This is a genomic window from Acinetobacter sp. ANC 4862, from assembly GCF_004336635.1.
In the GTDB taxonomy this organism is placed as follows: domain Bacteria; phylum Pseudomonadota; class Gammaproteobacteria; order Pseudomonadales; family Moraxellaceae; genus Acinetobacter.
Genome location: NZ_SJXH01000020.1, coordinates 37,918 through 56,221 on the forward strand (window position 1 = coordinate 37,918; position 18,304 = coordinate 56,221).

The window sequence follows — 18,304 nt, forward strand, 5'->3', positions numbered from 1 at the left end:
TCGGGTAAATTGACTTCTGTTAGATGTCTGTATTTAAAATAGATAACTAGAACATATGCTGATAAACATCAACTTTCAATAACTGTTGCGTTTGTTGTTGGGTTAAATAAATATCCAGTTGTGCTCCATCCTGCACAATTTCATGGGTACGATAATGTACACCAATGCCTTCCTGATCAAAGAACCAGTCGGCTTGTCCCCAATACAGTTTTTTCGGCGCCTTCTGCTTCACTTCAGCCGCTTGTTCCTTTAACCATTTTTGATAAGCCTGCTGCACAAGGCTATTCATACTGTTTTGCTGTTTCGGTTCAATCACATCCAATAAAGTGACCGCTTTCTGTTTTTTACGATCGGCCACAAAGAAGTAATAACGTTCCTTAACCTTAATGCCTTCTTGATTGGTATCTACGCCTAATTGCATCAACACATATTGATTACGCTGATAGGCAATTCGGGTATACATCGACAGCTCATAAGCTTTATTTTTGGAAAATTCAGCTTGCCATGCATCCGACTTTTTCACATACGCATCGATAGCTTGTTGCAGGCTCATATTTTGTTTCATGCCGATTTGATCTTGAATCACCAGCGCCTGGCTTTTCGCAATCCAGTCATTTAACCAGGCATCTTCGGTATGGACCGTTTGAATACTCAGATCGATACAATTTTTGGTTTCACAAAAGGGCAAAGCAATTTTTGCATCTTGTTCTTGAATATTTAAATATGGCAAAACTTCTGCATTTTCGGTTTTGAATACAGAAGTTTCAGACTTTTCATGTGATGGGTCTGGTTGTTCTTTTTTTGAAGCATCGCAGGCACTGAGTATCAAACCAATGGCGATCACTGATGCACCCACTATTTTCCCGTTCATGCTTACAACTCTTTTTCTAAAGTGACTGATCTATATAAATGTATCTATATAAATGATTTTACATAATAAAAATAAAACAGCTTCATAAAGAAGCTGTTTTATTTTTCGTTATGTTTAGTGTTCGCGTGTAGCACGGAATTGAATATCCGGATAACGCTCTTGCATGAGTTGCAAGTTCACACGACTTGGCGCAAGGTAAGTCAAATGACCGCCACCATCAATCGAAAGCTGGTCATGCGCCTTTTTCTTAAATTCGTTGAATTTCTTTTCATCATCACATGAAACCCAACGTACGGTATTAATGTTTACAGGCTCATAAACACAATCAACCTTGTATTCTTCTTTCAAGCGGTACGCCACCACTTCAAACTGAAGTACACCGACTGCCCCGACAATCAAATCATTATTGATTTGCGGCATAAAGACCTGAGTCGCGCCCTCTTCAGAAAGCTCTTTCAAACCTTTTTGCAGTTGTTTTGATTTAAGCGGATCTTTAAGACGTACACGGCGGAACATTTCTGGTGCAAAATGTGGAATACCGGTGAAGTGAATATTTTCACCCGATGAAAAAGCATCACCAATTTGAATGGTACCGTGGTTATGCAAACCAATGATGTCACCTGGCCACGCTTCTTCTAGCTGTTCACGTTCACCCGCCAAGAAAGTTAATGCATCACTAATCCGTACATCTTTACCCAGACGGACATGATTCATTTTTAAACCTTTCTCATACTTACCTGAGCAGATTCGCATGAATGCAATACGGTCACGATGTTTCGGATCCATATTGGCCTGAATTTTAAATACAAAGCCGGTGAAACCTTCTTCAGTCGCTTCTACAGTACGTTCTTTGGTTGGATGCGCCTTAGGTTCAGGTGCCCACTTAATGAAAGCATCCAAAACATGATCCACAGCAAAGTTACCTAAAGCGGTACCAAACAAGACTGGGGTTTGTTTACCTTGCAAAAATAGCTCACGATCAATCGGATCATTGGCCATTTGCACCAGTTCCAAAGATTCTTCAAAAGCAGCAAAAGCAAGATCACCGACTTTTTCACGCAAGTCTGGATAATCATACCCCTCACGGATTTCAATGTCGGTAATGGTTGAACCAAAACCGGCTTTGTAGACGTAAAATTTTTCTTCTAAAAGATTATAAACACCGGCGAAATCACGTCCTGTACCCATTGGCCAGGTCAGTGGCACACAACGGATTTTTAACACGTTTTCAATTTCGTCAAGCAATTCTAACGGCTCACGGATTTCACGATCCATTTTGTTGACGAAAGAAATGATTGGCGTGTCGCGCATACGACACACTTCCATCAATTTAATGGTACGTTCTTCGACCCCTTTTGCACCGTCAATCACCATAAGTGCAGAGTCAACCGCAGTTAAAGTACGGTAAGTATCTTCCGAGAAGTCTTCATGTCCCGGGGTGTCAAGTAAGTTAATTACATGCTTTTTATAAGGAAACTGCATAACTGATGTGGTGATGGAAATACCACGTTCTTTTTCCATTTCCATCCAGTCAGAAGTTGCAGCACGGTCTGACTTACGGCTTTTGACCATCCCAGCAACCTGAATCGCTTTACCCCATAACAACAGTTTTTCTGTCATGGTGGTTTTACCAGCATCGGGGTGGGAAATAATCGCGAACGTCCGTCGCTTCGCGACCTGTGCCGCTAATTCGTCTTTAAAACTCATGAAAGATACCTACTGCAGAATGGCAGTGTAAAAGATCAGAACTGATCAATATAAAAATTTGGCGATATTGTAGCAGATCATCAAACTTTTGAAATGAACTAAACTTGTTCAAAGCTCAGCAAGCTTAAATAGGCAGCGCGTATCTGCTCTCTTCCAATCGATCAACATTCACCGGCATTCCTAACAGATATCCTTGCAATTGCTGGCAACCTAAACGGGTCAAAATGTCTGCCTGCGCTGGCGTTTCCACCCCTTCTGCTGTGACTACCAAACCTAATTTAATCGCTAACTGGATAATACTTTCCAAAATAATTTCATCTTTTGAACCCATGCACAGATCACGAATAAACTCTCGATCTATTTTCAATTCATCTACAGGTAAATTCTTTAAATACAAGAAACTGGAATGTCCGGTTCCAAAGTCATCAATCGCCAGCTTGATGCCCATCTGACGCAGGCGCTCAAAACTGCGAATACTGGCATCAATATGATGCATCGCGGTAGATTCAGTAATTTCAATGGCTAAATGATTGGGATGAATTTGATATTTATCGAATAAGCGCTCAAGGGTTGAAAACAAATGCTTATGTTCAAACTGTACCGCCGATAAATTCACGGCGAGCGGGAAATAATTTGAATCATTTTGTTCCCAAATCTGAATCTGCTTGCACGCTTGCTCGAGTGCCCAATAGCCCATTTGAATAATGAGTCCGGTTTTTTCAGCACCATCGATAAACATATTCGGGGTCAACAGTCCCAAGCTGGGATGATTCCAGCGGATCAGTGCTTCCACACCACAAACTTCATGGCTGTTGGTGGTAAATTTGGGTTGGTAAAATAGAATAAACTGTTGCTCTTCAACCGCTTTGTACAAATCATTGATCAACTTGGTCTGGCTTTTGGTTTCTTGTTGATCAACACTGTAATTAAACACCGAATAGGTATTTCTGCCCTGATATTTAGACATCAACATTGCAGCATCGGCATTAATCAGCAAATCTTGTAAATTATTTCCATGATTTGGATACATCGCTATGCCGATACTACTGGAAATATTAATTTCTTTGCCGGCAATCAAGAAACTGTCCTGGATCAGCCGCAATACTTTTTCTGACTTTTCGATCGCCTGTTCAATGCTTGCTCTTTCAAGGACCATCAAAAATTCATCGCTACCGATACGAAGAAGTTTTTCCTTTTCTGTGAGTATGCGCTGAATGCGTGTAGCGAGTTGCACTAGCAATTGATCACCTACATGATGACCAAATACATCATTTACTGCCTTAAAGCGATCTAAATCAATATAAAGAAACGCAATTTTATCATCTCGATAACGATGCTCAGTAAATAGCAAATGTGAATATTCAGCCAGGAATAAGCGATTCGGCAACTTGGTTAAATTATCTTGGACGGCTTGGTTGGCAAGCTCACGATTGGCTTTAGAAAGCTGTTTATTGCGCGCTTCCAAGCGTAGTTCTAATAAAGCTACGGTAAATGCAGCAACCAGGATTAAACTGCTTACAAAGATTACGCTAAATAAAATTAACCCTTGTCCAGTTTTATCATTTGAAACCAGTGGATTCGCATCAATCGCATAAAAAGCGGCAGAGGCCATACCCGTATAGTGCATACCCACAATGGTGAGTGCCATCATGAAAACAATAGAGGTTTTAATATGCGGCAATTTAGGTACTGCCTTTTTATATTTAAAGGTCAGCCAAAACGTTAAACCAGAACCAATAATGGCAATCAAGACTGAACAAATGGTTAAGTGTGGATCATAATAAATTTGATGTTGATCAACGATCAAACCCATCATCCCGGTATAGTGCATCCCTGCGATGCCCAAGCCCATCAGGATCGCGCCTAAAACAAGACGTAAAAATGGTAAGGTTGCTCGGGTGGTTAGCCAAACCGCAAAGGTAGATGCGATAAACGCGATCACATAAGAAAGGAAAGTAAGGCCGTAGTCAAAAGAGTACTCAGCAGGTAAATCACAGGCGAGCATACCCATAAAGTGCATACACCAAATTGCAGCACCCAACATGCAACCACTTATAACAAGAAGAATTTTTTCATATTTCTGACCTAAGCCACGGAATAATGATTGTTCAATCGACACTGCAAAATAACAGGCCAAAACAGCAACAATAATTGAACCTACCACGAGGCTAAGATCATAATTTATATGAGCCATATTAAGCTTCCATATAGGTTATCTTTCTTGTTTTAATCCACGTTATTAATACCATTTATCCTTTCACAAAAGTTTTTCGTTCATTAAAGAGTACTTATAAAAACAATCAATTAAAACAAGCATCTAATACTATTCTATTTTGGTCAAGTGATTATTACTCTATTCATTTTTTTACTAATTTATTTATTTAATTAATTAAAGATAGATCAAACTTTTGATCATTATCCCCACACTGTTCATATTTCCTGTGGTTCAAGGCATTCCATATTTTCCCATAGAACTCAGTGCTGGTAAAAAATCTGGCGGCCAATGACAAGCAAAAATCCAATCGGATACATTACATCTTGTTGCCTATCCCTTTATTGAAAAGGGAGCTATTTCAAATTAAAAAACCAATCCACAGACAAGTAAAAAGCCAGTCAGATGAACTGACTGGCTTTTTACATATTTAAAAGGATAACGCCTAATGATTAAACTTAGTTTGCAGCAGCTTTACCAGATTGTAATTTCGCATAATCCAATAAAATATTGGCAGACTCTGTGACAAACGCTTCTTCTTCAGGTAAATAAGGTCGTTGAGTTGCCTTCATTTTTGCACGTGACTCAATCAATGCATCCATAGAAGCCTGGTAGCTTTCCCAATTGGCATAAGGTTTTTGACCTGTCACCGCACGACGCTGATTCTCTGCCTCTAAAGTTTTCTGCTCCAGTGCATTCAACTCCGCTTTACGCTGATCAATATCAAGAACGACTCGTTTTTGCTCTTCAGTTTTTTTGGCAATCGCTTTACGTTGTTCCAGATATTTAAATTGCGGATCAACCACTACACGGTGTTGTGACATTTGCGCCAGGTTTTGCACATACGGTTGTACAGAACCTTCACGCTTGAATGGTGCAGTTGGAATGGTATCCCATTTCAAGGCATTCTTGGCTTTACGTTCACCAAACTCTTCGTTGTAGATATCCACCAGTTTAATGTCAGGCACTACGCCTTTATTTTGGGTACTACCACCCGTAACGCGATAGAACTTACGTTGCGTTAAGGTGGCTTGACCATGCGCCAAAGTATCCAATTGGACTTGCGCTGTACCTTTACCGGTAGTGGTACTACCAATCACGATACCGCGTTCATAATCCTGAATAGCCGCAGAATAAATTTCACTGGCTGATGCCGAAGCTAAGTTCACCATAACTGCAAGTGGACCTGCATAGGTTTGTGTACCGCCATCATCATCTTCAAACACGCTGACATTGCCACTACCGTCACGAATTTGCACCACTGGACCGGACTTGATCACCTGGCCCAACATGCGTGCAACTTCTTCAAGTGAACCACCCGGGTTATTACGTAAATCAATAATAATCCCGGTCACATTTTTCGCAGCCAAAGCTTTTAAAGCGTTGTTGGTATCTTCAGAAACCGAGCGATAATCGGTACCTGCACGGCGCGCACGATAGTTTAAATAGAACGATGGAATTTCAATCACACCAAAGGTATAGTTTTTACCATCGCGCTTAATATCAACCGTACGTGAACGTACACCGGCATCTTCTTCCTGAATCACATCACGAACCAAACTCACGGTACGTGCCTGACTCATTGATGCACCGGCACCCAGTAAACGCAGGCTGACTTTGGTTCCACGCTTACCACGGATTAAACCGACCACTTCGTTACTTGCCCAGCCGATGACATCGACCATTTTTTCGCCGTCTTGCGCAACACCGATAATACGATCACCCGATTTAATCTGACCGGACTTACTGGCCGGACCACCTTCGACGATGGTTTCAATCTTGGTGTAATCCTCATTACCGCGTTCAGGGCGAATCGAAACCCCAATCCCCTCTAATTGCAAGGTGGTTTGACGGTTCAATTCCATTGCATCTACAGGCGGGAAATAGTTACTGTGCGGATCATAAGTCAACATCATCGCATTTAAAGTTTTGTCTAAGACATCATCACTTTTAACACGGCTAATTCGTTCAAGTTGACGGGTATAACGCTTGGTCAAGGTTTGAACTGGGGTTAAATCTTCTGGGCTGGCTAAATCCTGTCCATTGGCTAAAGCCGGATCAGCTTTTAACGCTTTTTGCTTCGCAGACTCTTCTTCTTTACTAATGTTTAAGTTGATGAGTTGCGACACCAGCATTTTTTGCCAATGTGCGCGTTGTTCTGCTGCAGACTTGAAATAAGGTGCTTTTTCGCGATCGGTATCAATATAGACATTGCTTTGTTTCAAGTTTTGCGGCTTTTTCAACTCAGCCAACATGAACTGATAAAACTGTTTTAAACGTTCACGATATTGGGCATGAATTAAATATGGACCCGATAAATCCCCGGCTTTTAGTGCAGCACCAAAATTGGCACCATAATTTTTCTTATATTGTTCAACTTCAGGTGCTAAAAATAATGAATGATCTGCATCTAGGCTATCTAAATAAAAATCAAGAATTCGATTAGAGGTAGCCGCATCTAAACGCTGATTTAAATAATGCTGACGGTCAACCAAAGTAGCCAGTTGGCGTGATACCAGCGCTTGTTCTTGCGTTGGCTGTATAGATTGAGAAACTGCAACAGTCGTATTTGCAGCAATTGCCTCGTTTACTACATGAGTAAAGAAAAACCCTCCAGTCGCAATTGCAACTGCACAAGCTAATGTCTGAAGTTTCATAAATAGTTCTTACTTCCTTGGTCTTTGACCAATATTCCAACGTCATTTTTCAACATGAATGCAGTATATTCAAAATCTTAAACAACTTAATATGTGTATGTCGTGTAGTTTTATCATATTCTGTACTGTCAAAATGTAGCAAATCATTGCAGAATTCGGGTATTGTTTTTTCTTTATAAAATTCCAACACGGACACCGATATGATTGGCGCATTGATGCTAGACATCGCTGGCACAGAACTTACTCATGAAGATATTGAACTATTACGAACACCGCAAGTAGGTGGCATGATTTTATTTGCGCGAAATATAGAATCACCACAACAAGTTCGTACCTTAACCGATCATATGCGTCGTATCAGACCCGATATTTTAATTGCCGTGGACCAGGAAGGCGGTCGCGTACAGCGTTTAAGACAGGGCTTTACCTTGCTTCCTGCCATGGGTCGTTTGGGTGAACTCTATCTAACCGAACCTGAACAGGCGGTTGATTTAGCGGAACAATGTGGTTGGCTGATGGCCACTGAAGTCCTCGCTGTTGGTATCGACTTTAGTTTTGCCCCGGTATTGGACTTAAACGATGTCAGCGATGTGATTGGCGATCGTGGATTTGCCAAAAATATTCAAGATATTGTCCCGCTTGCCAGTGCTTTTATGAAAGGCATGAAACGTGCAGGTATGGCCAATACCGGCAAACATTTCCCGGGTCATGGTTCAGTCAAAGCGGATTCACATGTGGCAGCACCTGTAGATTCACGCTCTTATGACGAAATCTACAATAAAGATATGCAGACCTTTATTCAGCTGATGCCACAACTGGACGCACTCATGCCCGCGCATGTGATTTACGATCAGGTCGATCCCAACCCTGCCGGTTTCTCTCCACATTGGATTCAGCATATTTTACGTCAAGAGTTGAACTTTGATGGTGTGCTTTTTTCAGATGACCTAACTATGCAAGCGGCTTGTGTTGCAGGTGGTGCAGATGCCCGCATTCAAGCTGCTCTCAAGGCCGGTTGTGACATGGGCTTGGTCTGTAATGACCGTTCAGCGGCTTGTCTTGCTTTAGAAGGGATTGGTGACTTGCCTTTACCGAATCAAGAACGTCTAGAACGTATGCGCGGTAAAATTCCTGAACTTACGGTTGGCGAAACACTGGACTTGGGTACTGAATGGAAAAAAGTCCGCAATACGATCGAAAACTTTAAAAATTCATTGAATTAATGCGACAAAAGGAACACGACAAGGTGTTCCTTTTTCTTTATGATCATTAAAAATAAAGTCAGAGACTTCTTGCCTATATCTGCTGATATTCACTTTTAAAAGATACGAATCAGTCCTATAAGAAGCCTATCAAACACTCACTTATACATTTAAAACTACAAAAACATACAGGTCAGGATGACATGACACAACAGCTTTCAGAACATCGACACATTTCATTTACTGCACATTACACCGGGTATATTTGGTACACCATGGGAATTTCACACCCCGTTTTTGCAACCTCTAAAGGCAAAATGCTCGCCAAACTGGTTCACCCTTTAGAAAGTTGGGCGGAAAAATTTGTCGGTGGCAGTATGCGTACCACGCTAAAACAACGTCACTGCATGATTGATCAGCATCTCAGCCAACTGATTGAGCAACACCCGGATTTACAGGTGCTTGAAATCGCGAGTGGTCTATCGCCACGCGGTTGGAACTTTCGACAAAAATACCCCAATATCGATTATCGTGAACTTGATTTACCGGGTATGGCAAAAGTCAAAACCCAAGCTCTAAAACAGATTGATGCCAATAGTCCGGAAGTTTTATCGGTGGATTTATTCACTGCAGATTTTGAGCAGGCTTTTCAGGTATTTGACCCAACTCGCCCATTGGTGGTGATTAGTGAAGGTTTAATAAACTACTTTAATAAAGACATGCTATTGCAATTGCTGCAAGCGATTACACACTACGGGCAAAATTTTAAAGAACTGCATTACCTGACCGATATTTATCCGGAACCGGTCAAAAACAAATTGGCCAATTTTATTTGGGCCAGCAGCAAACTACTCAAATGGATGTCCAAGAGTGCATTTAGCTTTCATTTTACTCATCCTCAGCAAGCGCAAGAATTTTTCCAGCAAGCAGGTTTTGAAAATATCAGCGTTGTTCAACCCCAACAGTATTTTCAAGAGCAGTCGACGAATGAATCACCTAGCGATGAACACCTAGGGGATTTGGTCTGGATGATCCATGCGAACATAAAAAAACAGCGTATTTAACGCTGTTTCATCTTTGCAAAAAGGCGTTTAACTGACTGATTCCAGTACCAACATTGCTTCTTTTTGTCGTTGTACATAACGTAATAAGCGTTCTGCCACCTCAAAACTGCCATGTTTAAATAAGGCACGGATTTGTGTTGAGTCTATGGCAAAAATCAGACATTCAATCTTGAATTGACCTTCCTCATCTTCCAGATGCAAAGCCAAATCACGTGGATATTGCTCAACTTTTGCAGTTAGACCTTCAGCAAACTCAAGTAAAACCCCAAAGAAGTTAAGATCAATAATGTGGGTTGGCAGTTGCAACTCTGAATAACGATGGGTCAATACAGTCATTGGGCTTTGTACCGCAATACGTTCTTCACCGCGACGCTCCAAAGTCAGTAACTGTGCACGTGTCATCGGGATAACTCCTTCCACTGTGTGGATCGACTGACCTTGCAAGAAAGTTGCAAACAAATTCATGGTTTCCTTACGGCGCTGTAATTGCGGTACATGATCTGCATTGGCGATCATGGCAAATTCCATATCTGGACATTGCAAGGCAAAATTAGCATTTTCATGTGGCAAGGTAAAACTGTCATATTGCCCACATGCGACCAGTACTTTACATTCAGGAATTGGCACATCGGTTAAACGCAGTAAACGGCTACAGTTAATTTCATAGCGATCTTGCTCGGTTGCAGTAAATTCAGCCATCTGTTTAAAAAACAAACGTTTTGCAGTGGGTGACATTTTGGTTTGATCAATTTTGGCATGATTGACCAAATATAGAATCACCGCTTGACCGAACTCGTCCATGCGTTGTTCTTTCATTAAATGCAAGGACTCTTCCAGCAACATGCGCCAGCTTTTACGAGTTTTTTGCATCACGCCCATCAGAATCATGCGATCAATCAATTCAGGGCGTTGATGTGCCAAGCCTGAAGCGACCACGGAACCTAGCGACATCCCCATGACTGAAACTTTGGACAAATTTTCTATATCCAGCCATTCACCGAGCATGCGTGCCAAATCCGGTAATTCCAAAGTTCCTGCAGAAACGCCGGTATCACGATTGGTAATTTGTTGATTCGCACCCATAGACGGTAAATCAATAAGGATGATTGGACCTGCACTAAGCAACTGTTCTACACAATATTTATAAGAGTTGAAATTTTGAAATGCCCCGCCAATAATGACGATTGGAGTATTGTGAATCCTTTCAGGTTGAGTAATCGCCATATATTCAATTTTCCAGCCATTGATCCACGTGGTACGTGCAGGCTCTTTAAAACTGTTTCTATGGTAAAGATCAAAAAAGCCAAAACTCGTGTTTGATTCTTGTACTTCCGAGTCCATTTGGATCATGGAATTCATATCCCTTCCTCCATTCTTGCCTTATTGTTATTTTGCAAGAAAATAAATATAGAATTTCTGCGCTACACTGCATCCATTCATTTGCTTTAATTATCAGACATCAATGTCATTATTTTTTATTCTATACAGAGGATGATTTGACACGCAACTTATTCCATGACCACTTATCTAAATTTACAAATAAAACAATTTAAAAATATGAATCGCTTGAAAAGTTTCAAAAAAATTTTCCAGATAGATGCTTCATTGTCTTGTTCCAGACTGTTACTATCGAAGGTGTAATTTCTAAGTGATCAACCGCTATGCAAGATTCAATTGAACAATATATGCAAACGGTAGGACAACAAGCACGCCAAGCTTCTCGCGTGTTAGCAAGCGCTTCTACCCAAACAAAAAACAATGCTTTATCTGCAATTTACACTGCTTTAGAAGACAGTGAAGCTGCTATTTTAGCTGCGAACCAAATTGATATGATCAAAGGTCGTAACAGCAATTTGGACAGTGCATTACTTGATCGCTTAGAACTTACCCCCACACGCTTTAAAGGCATGCTGCATGGTTTAAAAGATGTGATGAGCCTGATTGACCCAATTGGGGAAATCACCGATTTAGCCTTCCGCCCTTCCGGAATTCAGCTCGGTAAAATGCGGGTACCTTTAGGTGTCGTCGGCATGATTTATGAATCACGTCCGAATGTGACTCTTGAAGCTGCCTCTCTTGCGTTAAAGTCTGGAAATGCCATTATTTTGCGTGGTGGTTCTGAAGCACTGGAATCGAATAAAGCCATTGCTGAAGCGATTCAACATGGTTTAAAAGCTTCAGGTTTACCTGAAACTTCAGTACAAGTAATTAACACGCCTGATCGTGCAGCGGTCGGTCATCTGATTACCATGTCTGAATATGTGGATGTGATTGTTCCACGTGGAGGCAAAGGGCTGATTGAACGTGTGAGCAATGAAGCGCGTATTCCAGTGATTAAACACCTGGATGGCAACTGTCATGTCTTTGTTGAAGCACAAGCCGATTTACAAAAAGCTTTACCGATTGCGCTGAATGCCAAGACGCATCGTTATGGCGTATGTAATGCCATGGAAACCCTGTTGGTGGATGAAAAAGTCGCTGAAGAATTCTTGCCTAACATTGCTGAATTGTATGCAGAGAAACAGGTTGAACTGCGTGGCTGCCGTGAAACACAGCGCATTCTAGGTTCAACTGTGAAACCTGCCAGCGAAGAAGATTGGTACACCGAATATTTAGGTCCAATTTTGGCGGTTAAAGTGGTCAGTGGGATTGATGAGGCGATTGATCATATCAACAAATATGGTTCACATCATACCGATGCCATCATTACTGAAAACTATAGTCTTGCTCGCCAGTTCTTGGCCCGTGTAGATTCAAGCTCAGTGATGATCAATGCATCTACCCGTTTTGCAGATGGTTTTGAATATGGTTTGGGTGCAGAAATTGGCATTTCTACTGACAAGATTCATGCTCGTGGTCCTGTAGGTCTTGAAGGTCTGACGTCGCAAAAATGGATCGTGTTTGGTGATGGTCAAATTCGCCAATAAATCCTGCAATTAATAAAAGCATTCCGTGTTCAGCTTCAAAAATGAGGCTGAACATAGCCACTACAATATCTCTAAGCTAAATTTCATAAGATGATAAAAATAACCATAAAAGGGAAAATGCAATGTTTTATTATTTAATGATCTGCACCTTTGTATTGGCATTACTGGTTTCCTTTACCGTAATGAAAATTTTTTCCCATTCTATTAATCAAATTCTGGCTCGAATTATTAACGATCCGATTCATGAAGCCTGGGCGAAATACACCAAATTTGCCGGCATGGTCGTGGGTACATCTTCCGGGATTCGTATTTACGATATGGAAAAATACATCACCCCCCTGACCTACACCGAGAATGACAAAAAAATTGTCATCGAGCTGACACAGGAACGCTGGGTACTGGAAATTTATCGGACGATTATTGAAACCTTGCAAGGCTTGGCCTGGATGATGCTGGTGTTTTTTATGGTTGCACTGATTGCTTATGTGATCGTACGCTGGTCAGAAATAAAGTATCAAAACTAAGCATTAAAACTACACTTATATTCTGCTCAAAATTGATCATCCATGCTATGTTTAAAATTCATACAAAGACATGCTTTACAATTAAGTACTATTTTATTAATAAATGAAATCTATCAGCTGATAAATTTTAATTATTATTATCCTACTGGTCGATAGTGCTTAAGTCTAATCTCCTAAAGTCTAGCTTGTGGCTATAAAAACCAACATGGTACAACTATTAAACAGATCGGATGATGCCTAGCAAAATGAATATCAACGATCAGGGGTAATACAACAATTCAAGTACGATAATTTTTAGTTAAGGAATACGTCATGCCTAAATCAGTACTCGTCATCAATTGCGGCTCTTCATCGATTAAATTTGCATTATTGCTTGAAGATCAAGAATTCCGCATCCATGGTTTGGCTGAAAACTTGGGTACGCCTGAAGCGCGGATTAAAGGTGTGACTGTAGGCAATGAACCTGTTGATATCCGTATTCCGAATGCTGATCATAAAGAAGCGTTAGAAGTAGGTTTAGAGCGTTTAGCTAATTATAAACCTGACGCAATTGGTCATCGTATTGTACATGGTGGCACGCTCACCAAAGCAGAATTATTGACTGATGATATTATTGAAAAAATCCGTGCAGCAACACCACTTGCACCGCTGCACAACCCTGCACATTTAGTGGGTATTGAAGCCACCAAACGTCTTTTCCCAGACCTACCACAAGTGGCGGTATTTGATACGGCGTTCCACCAAACTATGCCGGAACATGCTTTCCGTTATGCATTACCAAAATTCTTATATACCGAACACAATGTCCGCCGTTACGGTTTCCACGGAACCAGTCACGCCTATGTATCTGAACGCGGTTCAGAACTGGCAGGCAGCTTTAAACAAGGTGGCTGGTTAACAGCACATTTAGGTAACGGTAGCTCGACTTGCGCAATCTGGAATGGTCAAAGTGTGGATACCTCTATGGGTCTAACTCCACTTGAAGGCATTGTTATGGGCACCCGTAGCGGTGATGTCGATCCAAGTTTACACAGCTTCCTGGCTGCTAACCTTGGCTGGGATCTCTACAAAATTGACAAGATGCTTAACAAAGAAAGTGGTTTGCTCGGTTTATCAGACAATCTTTCAAATGACATGCGTACCCTGATTGAAGCATCACAACAAGGCAATGAAGATGCCACGATTGCTATTGAAGTATTCTGCTACCGTCTGGCTAAATCTCTGGCTGCTTTAAGCTGTGGCTTGCCACGTCTTGATGGTCTGTTCTTTACCGGTGGTATTGGCGAAAACTCGGCTTATATCCGCGAAAAAACCATGGCTTACTTACCTCATTTCGGTTTCAACTTAAGCAAAGAACAAAACGACAACTTGAAACGCGGAACGGAAGGCCGTATCGATGCAGGTACAGGTCCGCAAATCTGGGTTGTTCCTACTGATGAAGAAGGTCGCATCGCGCAAGAAACTGAGCATGTTGTGAATGAGGTGAGTCAATTCGCTGCAAAAAAGTTTGAAGCTGATGTTGCGATGGCTTAAGCCATCGCACATTTTATGATGCTCATCATTGAATCCTTTTTATTTAGAATCAAGCTATGAAAACAATTTTATTAGTTCCAACCGGGGAAGGCGTAGGATTAACTTCAGCCAGTCTAGGCCTAGTTTACGCTTTGGAATGCCAAGGTGTGAAAGCCGGTTTTCTTAAACCTTTTTCACAAGAAAAAAATCAACAAATAGATGGTACAACAGCGCTGTATCGTCATTTATCGAATAGCGAAACGGTTGAACCGATTGCTTATGAAAGTCTCATCCAGCGACTGAGTCTGGGTGAAAGTGATGAGTTACTTGAAGAGGCTGTACGCCTGCATCGCCAAATTGCAAAACAGCATGATGTCATTATTGTGATGGGCTTAGTCCCGACCAATCGCGATGCTTTTGCAGCAGAATTTAATGCAACTTTAGCCAAAGCCTTGGATGCCCAAGTTATTGTGGTGAGCAATGCAGATGTGAATCACCCTGTCGCGACTGCGGACAAAGTGGATACGCAATTACGCCATTTAGGCGGTGCTGCGAATGACCGCACTGCCGGTGTGCTCTTTATGCGCACCAAAGGTTTGCCAGAAGATTCTGCACAAATTCCTGTCACGCTTGATCCAAGTATCCGCTTAATTAGCGACACCAATAAATTTGTTGCGGAGATTCAAAAAACCCATGCGCATATTGGTTCTGAACATCTTCCAGTGGTTGGTTTAGTGCCGTTTAGTAACACTCTGAGTGTTCCGCGCATCTCTGATCTAGCCGCTCATATTTCAGCAGAATGGATTAATAAGGGTGAAGCATCACAGCGTCGTGTATTACACAGCAGTTTAATTGCTTCAAATATTGAACATGAACTGAATAAATTTGTGGCCGGTGAACTGATCATTAGCGCATCTGACCGTATTGATGTTTTATTGGCAAGTAGTTTGGCAAGTTGCAATGGTATTCCCCTAGCAGGATTGGTATTGACAGAACGCCATGAACCGAATGCAACTGTTCTAGAGTTCTGCCAAGCTGCAATTAAAAATGGCCTACCGATTCTGCATACTTCATTAAGCACCTTTGAAACTGCTCAAAGTTTGTCAAATTTAAGTAATGAAATTCCAGTCGATGATACTGAACGTGCAGAACAAGTGACGCGTTTCGTATCCAGTCACATTAATCTGGATTGGCTGGTACAAATCCTGAATGGTTCATACAAACCACGTTTATCCCCTTCTGCTTTCCGCCACGAATTGGTTCAAAAATCAATTGCGGCGAAAAAACGTATTGTCCTGCCTGAAGGTGATGAACCACGTACCATTCAAGCGGCTGCAATTTGTCAAGCGCGTGGTATCGCGCACTGTGTTTTATTGGCGAAACCTGAAGTTGTGATTGAGGTTGCCAAAGCACGTAATATCGAATTGCCGCATGATCTTGAAATTATTGATCCGGATCTGATTCGTATCAATTACGTTGAAAAGATGGTGGCATTGCGCAAAGGTAAAATCAACGAATTACAGGCACGTGAACAACTGCAAGATACCGTTGTACTCGGTACCATGATGCTTGCTCTCGATCAAGTTGATGGACTGGTCTCTGGCGCAGTACACACCACTGCGAATACAGTTCGTCCTGCATTCCAGCTGATTAAGACTGCACCTGATTACTCACTGGTATCCTCTGTGTTCTTTATGTTGTTGCCAGATGAAGTCTACGTTTACGGTGACTGTGCAATCAATCCGGATCCGGATGCTGAACAGCTGGCTGAAATCGCAATTCAATCTGCCGATTCAGCCAAAGCCTTTGGTATTGACCCACGTATTGCCATGATTTCTTACTCCACTGGTACTTCTGGTACGGGTGCAGATGTAGAGAAAGTGGCTGAAGCAACACGCATTGCTAAAGAGCGTCGCCCTGATTTGTTGATTGATGGTCCATTGCAATATGATGCCGCATCGGTTGAAAGCGTAGGTCAATCCAAAGCACCTGGCTCACCTGTTGCCGGTCGTGCCAATGTGTTTATTTTCCCTGACTTAAATACCGGTAACACCACCTACAAAGCCGTACAACGTGCTGCGAATGTGGTGAGTGTGGGACCAATGTTGCAAGGTCTAAATAAACCGGTGAATGACTTGTCACGTGGTGCATTGGTAGATGACATCGTGTTCACGATTGCTTTGACTGCGATTCAAGCGGAACAGCAAGAAGTTCAATAATCCTTAAAACCAAGTTCTCCATGCCACCTGATTGAAAAATTGGGTGGTTTTTTTATGTGGATTCCATATAACAACCATTATTTTAAATAGCGGATGATTTAGCTGAAATTAATCGGTTAAGGCGACTCTTATCTTTCTTATAGTTGGATCATTCGTTTTAACGAGAGAAATATTTCCATCAGATTTTATACAGGGAATTTTACTGTTAGCGTCAAAAAAACTTGACCTAAAAATTTGCTGAATTTTATTGTTTCTAAAGCCTACTAGGTAAAGACTCTGATCGGGATAGGAGGGTGTTTTTTCCAAATACTTTTGGTTATCGTTGAGTATTTTTTTCGAAAAATATTTATGATATTTCGGGTCAGTGAGACTTTGATAAGACCCTAATATACAAACGGTGTCACTATAAGGAAATATTGAGCTTACTTTCAACGGTTGATCTAATATCTTTAGATTCCAGTATATATGGAGTGCTTTATCAAAAGGCTTATCTAAATAAATCGGCCAAAACTTAACAAATAAATATAACAAGCCAAAAGTTATGTAGCCTAATAATAATATTCTAATCATGCCAACTGCTCTTTATTTAATTATTGTTCCACATTTTTATTTAGAATTTTTCATCAATTTTCTTTGCCAACCATACGGTATGTCCTGCACAGTCCTGATCTTCCGCGACCATCTTCACCACTTCAAAACCATAATCTTTTAATAATTGTCGATATTCATCTTGCGATAAACTGCTGTGATATAAAGCCTCACCAAACAGATCTCCAATGGCTTCTCCATGACTTGGACCACTGGTAAACATCAATGCAGCTCCCGGCTTGGTATGCTGCTGAAATATTGAAAACATCGCTCGCTGATCATCTTGAGTCAGATGAAAAAAACTATCCCAAGCTAAAATGCCTTGGAAATTTTGTCCTAAATCTATCTGACGCATGTCTGCCTGAATCCAGCGCTGTTCAGGAAAGTTTTGTTGTGCCATTTCAATCATGACCTCAGAACTATCAACACCCACCACGGAATGACCTTGGGCAATTAAATAGGCTGCAATGAGTTTCGCTGAACCACAGCCTAAATCAAGGATTGTTGAATGTTCTGGAATGAGCGAAAGAAAATGATCCAACCATGCTTTTTCATAAAGAAATTGACCACGCAATTCTGTCCATGCACGTGCATGTTTTTTATAAACTTCAATAATATTTTGCGCAAGTTCAGACTGATCTTTCATCATCGAAGTTTTCATATTTTTAAAATAGTATACGCAGATTTAGATCGAGATTTGAAGATTTGAAGATTTGAAGATTTGAAGATTTGAAGGTTTGAAGGTTTGAAGGTTTGAAGGTTTGAAGGTTTGAAGGTTTGAAGGTTTGAAGGTTTGAAGGTTTGAAGGTTTGAAGGTTTGA

Annotated in this window: 13 protein-coding genes; 6 read left to right on the top strand and 7 right to left on the bottom strand. The window is 41.2% G+C overall.

The features are described 5' to 3' along the window. Positions 1 to 46 precede the first annotated feature (46 nt). The 4 genes from E0409_RS09930 to E0409_RS09945 all read right to left on the bottom strand — a co-directional run bounded on the left by E0409_RS09930 (position 47) and on the right by E0409_RS09945 (position 7,447). On the bottom strand, positions 47 to 871 hold the full coding sequence (locus tag E0409_RS09930; RefSeq protein WP_131290308.1) for a hypothetical protein: 825 nt from the start codon (positions 869 to 871) through the stop codon (positions 47 to 49). A 114-nt stretch (positions 872 to 985) separates the two neighbouring features. Beyond that, positions 986 to 2,578, bottom strand: coding sequence for a peptide chain release factor 3 (locus tag E0409_RS09935; RefSeq protein ID WP_131290311.1), 1,593 nt, complete (start codon positions 2,576 to 2,578; stop codon positions 986 to 988). A 124-nt stretch (positions 2,579 to 2,702) separates the two neighbouring features. After that, entirely contained in the window at positions 2,703 to 4,772 is a 2,070-nt protein-coding gene (locus tag E0409_RS09940) for a bifunctional diguanylate cyclase/phosphodiesterase (RefSeq protein ID WP_131290314.1), read from the bottom strand. A gap of 476 nt (positions 4,773 to 5,248) precedes the next feature. After that, the gene (locus tag E0409_RS09945) at positions 5,249 to 7,447 is read right to left on the bottom strand and encodes a carboxy terminal-processing peptidase (RefSeq protein ID WP_131290317.1); all 2,199 of its coding nucleotides are present in this window, start codon (positions 7,445 to 7,447) and stop codon (positions 5,249 to 5,251) included. A 200-nt stretch (positions 7,448 to 7,647) separates the two neighbouring features. On the opposite strand from E0409_RS09945, the gene nagZ reads away from it, so the two are divergent. Further along, complete coding sequence (nagZ, locus tag E0409_RS09950) at positions 7,648 to 8,670, top strand: beta-N-acetylhexosaminidase (RefSeq protein ID WP_131290320.1); 1,023 nt, start codon at positions 7,648 to 7,650, stop codon at positions 8,668 to 8,670. A gap of 182 nt (positions 8,671 to 8,852) precedes the next feature. After that, the gene (locus tag E0409_RS09955; protein ID WP_131290324.1) at positions 8,853 to 9,713 is read left to right on the top strand and encodes a class I SAM-dependent methyltransferase; all 861 of its coding nucleotides are present in this window, start codon (positions 8,853 to 8,855) and stop codon (positions 9,711 to 9,713) included. Positions 9,714 to 9,740: 27 nt separating this feature from the next. Here E0409_RS09955 and E0409_RS09960 read toward each other — a convergent pair whose 3' ends face one another. After that, positions 9,741 to 11,072: an alpha/beta fold hydrolase gene (locus tag E0409_RS09960; RefSeq protein WP_131290327.1), complete on the bottom strand. Its 1,332-nt coding sequence runs from the start codon at positions 11,070 to 11,072 to the stop codon at positions 9,741 to 9,743. A gap of 302 nt (positions 11,073 to 11,374) precedes the next feature. On the opposite strand from E0409_RS09960, the gene E0409_RS09965 reads away from it, so the two are divergent. The 4 genes from E0409_RS09965 (at position 11,375) to pta (ending at position 16,895) form a co-directional block, all read left to right on the top strand. Next, positions 11,375 to 12,640 (top strand): glutamate-5-semialdehyde dehydrogenase, encoded by a 1,266-nt coding sequence (locus E0409_RS09965; protein WP_131290330.1) that lies wholly within the window; start codon positions 11,375 to 11,377, stop codon positions 12,638 to 12,640. A 122-nt stretch (positions 12,641 to 12,762) separates the two neighbouring features. Further along, positions 12,763 to 13,164: a hypothetical protein gene (locus tag E0409_RS09970; RefSeq protein WP_131290333.1), complete on the top strand. Its 402-nt coding sequence runs from the start codon at positions 12,763 to 12,765 to the stop codon at positions 13,162 to 13,164. A gap of 312 nt (positions 13,165 to 13,476) precedes the next feature. Continuing rightward, entirely contained in the window at positions 13,477 to 14,697 is a 1,221-nt protein-coding gene (locus tag E0409_RS09975) for an acetate/propionate family kinase (protein WP_131290336.1), read from the top strand. 56 nt (positions 14,698 to 14,753) lie between these two features. Further along, positions 14,754 to 16,895: a phosphate acetyltransferase gene (pta, locus tag E0409_RS09980; protein WP_131290339.1), complete on the top strand. Its 2,142-nt coding sequence runs from the start codon at positions 14,754 to 14,756 to the stop codon at positions 16,893 to 16,895. A gap of 108 nt (positions 16,896 to 17,003) precedes the next feature. Here pta and E0409_RS09985 read toward each other — a convergent pair whose 3' ends face one another. Further along, entirely contained in the window at positions 17,004 to 17,465 is a 462-nt protein-coding gene (locus E0409_RS09985) for a hypothetical protein (RefSeq protein WP_131290342.1), read from the bottom strand. A 40-nt stretch (positions 17,466 to 17,505) separates the two neighbouring features. After that, positions 17,506 to 18,129 carry a class I SAM-dependent methyltransferase gene (locus tag E0409_RS09990; RefSeq protein ID WP_131290345.1) on the bottom strand — a complete coding sequence of 208 codons (624 nt, stop codon included), beginning with the start codon at positions 18,127 to 18,129 and terminating at the stop codon, positions 17,506 to 17,508. Between the last annotated feature and the right edge of the window lie 175 nt (positions 18,130 to 18,304).